Annotated in this window: 6 protein-coding genes; 3 read left to right on the plus strand and 3 right to left on the minus strand. The window is 69.8% G+C overall.

Annotation, left to right across the window (positions count from 1 at the left end):
- Positions 1-747, minus strand: a 747-nt coding sequence (locus G6016_RS09865) for a 1-acyl-sn-glycerol-3-phosphate acyltransferase (protein WP_182632492.1), incomplete at its 3' end; no start/stop codon positions are given.
- Between the two features lie 55 nt (positions 748-802).
- Here G6016_RS09865 and G6016_RS17250 point away from each other — a divergent pair.
- Entirely contained in the window at positions 803-1,318 is a 516-nt protein-coding gene (locus G6016_RS17250) for a PaaI family thioesterase (protein WP_338403574.1), read from the plus strand.
- A gap of 147 nt (positions 1,319-1,465) precedes the next feature.
- Here G6016_RS17250 and serS read toward each other — a convergent pair whose 3' ends face one another.
- Positions 1,466-2,728, minus strand: coding sequence for a serine--tRNA ligase (gene serS / locus G6016_RS09875; RefSeq protein WP_182632494.1), 1,263 nt, complete (start codon positions 2,726-2,728; stop codon positions 1,466-1,468).
- A gap of 72 nt (positions 2,729-2,800) precedes the next feature.
- Positions 2,801-3,148, minus strand: a complete 348-nt coding sequence (locus G6016_RS09880; protein ID WP_241730111.1) for an ankyrin repeat domain-containing protein — start codon at positions 3,146-3,148, stop codon at positions 2,801-2,803.
- A gap of 142 nt (positions 3,149-3,290) precedes the next feature.
- Here G6016_RS09880 and G6016_RS09885 point away from each other — a divergent pair, with 142 nt between their 5' ends.
- Complete coding sequence (locus tag G6016_RS09885) at positions 3,291-4,442, plus strand: septum formation family protein (RefSeq protein ID WP_241730099.1); 1,152 nt, start codon at positions 3,291-3,293, stop codon at positions 4,440-4,442.
- Positions 4,439-4,789 (plus strand): metallopeptidase family protein, encoded by a 351-nt coding sequence (locus G6016_RS09890; protein ID WP_182632496.1) that lies wholly within the window; start codon positions 4,439-4,441, stop codon positions 4,787-4,789. The genes G6016_RS09885 and G6016_RS09890 overlap by 4 nt, the downstream gene beginning before the upstream one ends.
- Positions 4,790-5,026: the final 237 nt, after the last annotated feature.

Genomic DNA, 5,026 nt, shown 5'->3' on the forward strand with positions numbered 1-5,026 from the left:
GCGGCGCCGCACCCGCTCGGCGTGCTCGGCCTCGTCCAGCGCGGTGGCCTCCTCGAGCGTCGGCGCGGATCCGCCGAGCCGGGCCGGCACCCAGTTCGCGCCGGCCGGGTAAGCCCCGTACCGCGTGGCGTACTCGCCCTGGATCTTCTCCAAGGTGGCCTGCATCTGCGAACGGATCTGGGCGGTGCATTCGGCGACCGGCTCGTACGCCCGGATGGGTTCGCTGACCTCCATCATGATGGGCACCTTGGGCCGCAGCAGGCTCTTGGGCAGGCCCTTGCTCCACACGCGCTGCGATCCCCAGATGGTGACCGTGACGATCGGCACGCCGGCCTCGATCGCCATCCGCACGGCACCGGACTTGAAGTCCTTGATCTCGAAGCTGCGGCTGATGGTGGCCTCGGGGAACACGCCCACCAACTCGCCGGCGCGCAGCCGCTTGACGGCCTCGTCGAACGAGTCCTTGCCGGCCGCCCGGTCGACGGGGATGTGCTTCATCTTGCGCATCATCGGGCCGCCGATCGCGTGGTCGAAGACCTCGGCCTTGGCCATGTAGCGGATGAACCGCTTGTCCTCGCGCGCGGGGATCCCGGCGTAGACGAAGTCGAAGTACCCGGTGTGATTGATCATCACCACCGCGCCGCCATGCGACGGGAAATTATGCTCCCCGCGCATGGTGATTTTCAGCCCCTGAATCTTGAACAGCAGGCGCGCGAACCAGATGATCACCGTATAGAACAGCTCCACGCCACACAGCGTAGCGGCCCACCGCCCGGCCGTGGCCCCGTGTAGGTTCGCCGGTGTGAACGACGCCCCTTTTGATTCGGTCGACCCCGGGTCCTGCAGCCGCCACTACTCCTGGGCCCCGGCGCCGGAGGACCCCACCGAGCGCGTGTATGCCGGGGTGGACGCGCTCCGAGAGATCATCCGCGGCGAGCGTCACCTCTCCCCGGGCGCGCACACGCTGGGCGTCCGGCTGACCGACGCCGAGGAGGGCGCGGTGACCCTGACCGCCACGCCCGCCGAGTGGGCGTTGAACAACGGCGGCACGGTCCACGGCGGGATCGTCTCGGGGTGGGTCGATTCCGCGCTCGGGTACGCCACGGCCTCGGTCGTCGAGCCGGGAGTCGGCTACAACACGCTGGATCTGAACGTGCGGTACATCCGGGCGCTGCGCCTGGAGCGCACCCCGGCGACCGTCACCGCCCAGGTCGAGCACGTGGGCCGGTCGACGTGCGTAGTGCAGGCCAAGGTCACCGACACCGACGGCCGCACCTGCGCCAGCGCGAGTGGCGTGATGATGTTGTTCCGCCCCTGATCGTGCAGGTGGTGGCCGCCGTTTTTTAGACAACCAGGACGACGACGACAACGCCGCCACCCACCCGTGCCCGCACGGTCGCTACCCGGACGACCCCAGCAGACCGCCCCAGTCGGCAATCGTGCCGACCCGACAAACCGGACGAACTCAGCGGACGGGCTCGAGCACGTCCTTACCGACGAACGGGCGCAGCGCCTCGGGCACCACGACGGAGCCGTCGGCCTGCTGGTGGTTCTCCAGGATCGCCACAAGCCAGCGGGTGGTCGCGAGCGTGCCGTTGAGGGTGGCGGCGATCTGCGGCTTGCCGCTGGAGTCGCGATAGCGCACCCCGAGCCGGCGGGCCTGGAAGGTCGTGCAGTTCGAGGTCGAGGTGAGCTCGCGGAAGGCGTCCTGCGTCGGGACCCACGCCTCGCAGTCGAACTTGCGGGCCGCCGACGACCCCAGGTCTCCCCCGGCGATGTCGATCACGCGGAACGGCAGACCCATGGCCTGCAGCATCTCCTTTTCCAGCGCCAGCAGTCGCTGGTGCTCGTCGGCCGCGTCCTCCGGCTTGCACCAGGAGAACATCTCGACCTTGTCGAACTGGTGGACGCGGATGATGCCGCGGGTGTCCTTGCCGTGGCTGCCGGCCTCGCGGCGGAAGCAGGAGGACCAGCCGCTGTAACGCTTGGGCCCGTCGGCCAGGTCGAGGATCTCCCCCTGGTGGTAGCCGGCCAGCGCGACCTCGGAGGTGCCGACAAGGTAGAGGTCGTCGGCTTCGAGCTTGTACACCTCGTCGGCGTGGGCGCCGAGGAAACCGGTGCCCTGCATGATCTCGGGGCGCACGAGCACGGGCGGGATCATCAGGGTGAAGCCGTTGGCCATGGCCTTCTGCGCGGCGAGCTGCAGCATGCCCAGCTGGAGCAGCGCGCCGTAGCCGGTGAGGAAGTAGAAGCGGGCTCCCGAGACCTTGGCGCCGCGCTCCATGTCGAGCAGGCCGAGGCTCTCGCCCAGTTCGAGGTGGTCCTTGGGCTCGAAGTCGAAGGTCGGGATCTCCCCGATCCGCTCGAGCTCTACGAAGTCGTCCTCTCCGCCGGCGGGGGTGCCCTCCTGCACGACGTTGGACAGCAGTCGCTGGATCCGGTCGACCTCGGCGGCGGCGGCCTTCTCGGACTCCTCGGCGTCCTTGACGGCCTGCTTCAGCGCACCGGCGGCCTCGAGCAACGCCGGGCGCTCCTCGGGCGAGGCCTGTCCGACCTTCTTGCCGTGGGCCTTCTGCTCGCCGCGGGCGTTGTCGGCGGCCGCGATGGACGTCCGGCGCGACTCGTCGGCGGCCAGCAGCTGGTCGACCAGCGACGGGTCCTCGCCACGGGTGCGCTGGGAATCACGGACGACGTCGGGGTTCTCGCGGAGCAGCTTGAGATCGATCACGCCGCCCAGCCTAATCTGTCCGGCGGGACGCGGTCGCCGAGCCTTGCCCCTGCTCCGGGGCGGCCGCTGCGATCAGACGCCGAAGAGCTCGAGGAAGGCGTCCTTCTCGAACATGCGCGCCGTGTCGACGGCCGTGGGCGTGCCCCCGTACGGATCGGCGCCGGCCTCGAAGAGGATGCGGACGACCTCCCCGTAGCCCTTGAACACGGCCCCGGCCAGCGGGGTCTGCCCACGGTCGTTGGCGCGGTCCACCGACGCGCCCCGCTCGACCAGGGCGCGCACGGTTTCGGGGTGCCCGTTGTAGGCCGCCAGCATGAGGAGTGCGTCACCGCGCTCATTGGTCAGATCCGGGGTGACCCCCGCGTCGACGTACGCCGCGAGACGCTCGGTCTCACCCTCTCTGGCCAGCTGGAACAGCATCTGGGCGAACTCGAGTACCTCGGGGTCCACCCCTTCGCGCGGCGAACGCGTACCGCCGTCGGCGCCGTCCTGCTGCTCGTGGTCGTGTCCGCTCATGCCCGGAATCCTATCGCCACGACGGGTTTACGGCATCATGGTAGCGATGAGCCCCACCTCCCGATCCTCAGATCAAGGTCGGTCCCTGCTCCGTTCACGGGGCGCGGTCATGGCCTCACTCGTCGCGATCCTGTCCGGCGGGGCGGTCACCGGTGCTCTCATGGCCACGGCGATGAACGATCCCGGTTCGGACCGCGCCGGACGGATCGCCGCTGTCGTCCCGCAGGTCGATCCGCGCTCCCTGTCCGGCCCCGCGTACGCGGGAGCCACCCCGGGCACCTGCCTGACCTGGTCCATCGACGCCGCCGATCAGGTGTCGGCATTCGACACGGTCAACTGCGCCGAGCCTCACCGCCTGGAGGTCGCGGCCCGGATCGACCTGTCGGACCAGCCCGGATTCGGCGACGGCGCACCCCTGCCGGACACCACCGCGCTGGCACCGATCGGCACCGAACAATGCCTCCCGCTCGTGACGGAGTACGCCGGTGGCCGCGAGGTCGACCCGGACGGACGATTCACCGGACTGGTCGTGCCGCCGTCGCAGGCCGGGTGGGACAAGGGCGATCACAGCGTGCTGTGCGGAATCGCGGCCTCCGAACTCGACGGACGTTCCGCACTGTCGACGGGGATCTTCGCCGAGGCAGATCAGCATCGTCGCTGGGAGCCCGGCACCTGCCTGGGCTTCACCGCGGAGGGCCGGCCCGGCGCGCCCGTCCCCTGCGCCGAGGACCACTCCATCGAGATCGTGTCGGACCTGGACGTGTCCGGGATCTTCCCCGAGGGGCCGGTTCCACCTGAGCCCCGCGTGCAGTCCGAGCTCACCGCCGAGGCCTGCCTCCAGGCCGGTATCGCCTACTTCGGGGACGGCGAGGCGCTGCGCCGCAGCACCCTGATCTCCACCCTGGTGAACCCGATCTCCGAGATCTCCTGGCTCACCGGCAGCCGCACCGTCAACTGCGGGCTCATGAAGTCGGCCGATCCCGGGCCGTTCGCGGTCCTGCGCGGGTCCGCGACACAGGGCGTGCTCGTCGACGGCCAGACCCCGGTCGCTCCCACCACCACGATCATCCCGCCGCCCGGCGCTCAGCCCGGTGCTCCGCAGGACGGTCAGGTCGGGCAGCAACCGGGCGACGGTGTCGAGGCGCCTGCCGGCAACCAGGGCACGGTGTCGGTGCCGATCCCGGGCGGGAATCCTTGACCATCAGGGTTGACGAGGCCCGCTTCGAGAAACTGGTCGACGACGCGCTGGACTCCGTCCCGGACGAGCTGTTCCGGGCCATGGACAACGTCGTCGTCCTGATCGCCGACCGCCACCCCGACGAGCCCGACCTCCTGGGCCTGTACGAGGGCGTGGCCCTGACAGAGCGCGGTGACACTTACTCGGGTTTCCTCCCGGACACGATCACGATCTTCCGGGATGCGCTCTGCGATTTCTGCTCGACCGAGGAGCAGTTGGTGCACGAGGTCGCGGTGACGGTGATCCACGAGATCGCGCACCACTTCGGCATCGGCGAGGAGACCCTGCACGAGCTTGGCTGGGGCTGAGGCTGACCTCGCCCGCGCCCGCGCCCGCGCGAACCCCGGCGGCTCAGGGGGCAGAACACAGAGTTCAGAACACAGAGCTCGGAACCCTGCTCGCGCCCTCATAACTCAGAACCGCGGCATCTCCACGTGATCGCCCCACCGGGCGCACGACCAACCGCCGCCGTCGGGAACCAGTTCGATGACAGCGCAGTTGTCGATGTGGTTGTCCAACGCCCACTGCGACGGCACGGCGCCGGC

The sequence above is a fragment of the Dietzia aerolata genome (assembly GCF_014144865.1).
Classification (GTDB): domain Bacteria; phylum Actinomycetota; class Actinomycetes; order Mycobacteriales; family Mycobacteriaceae; genus Dietzia; species Dietzia aerolata.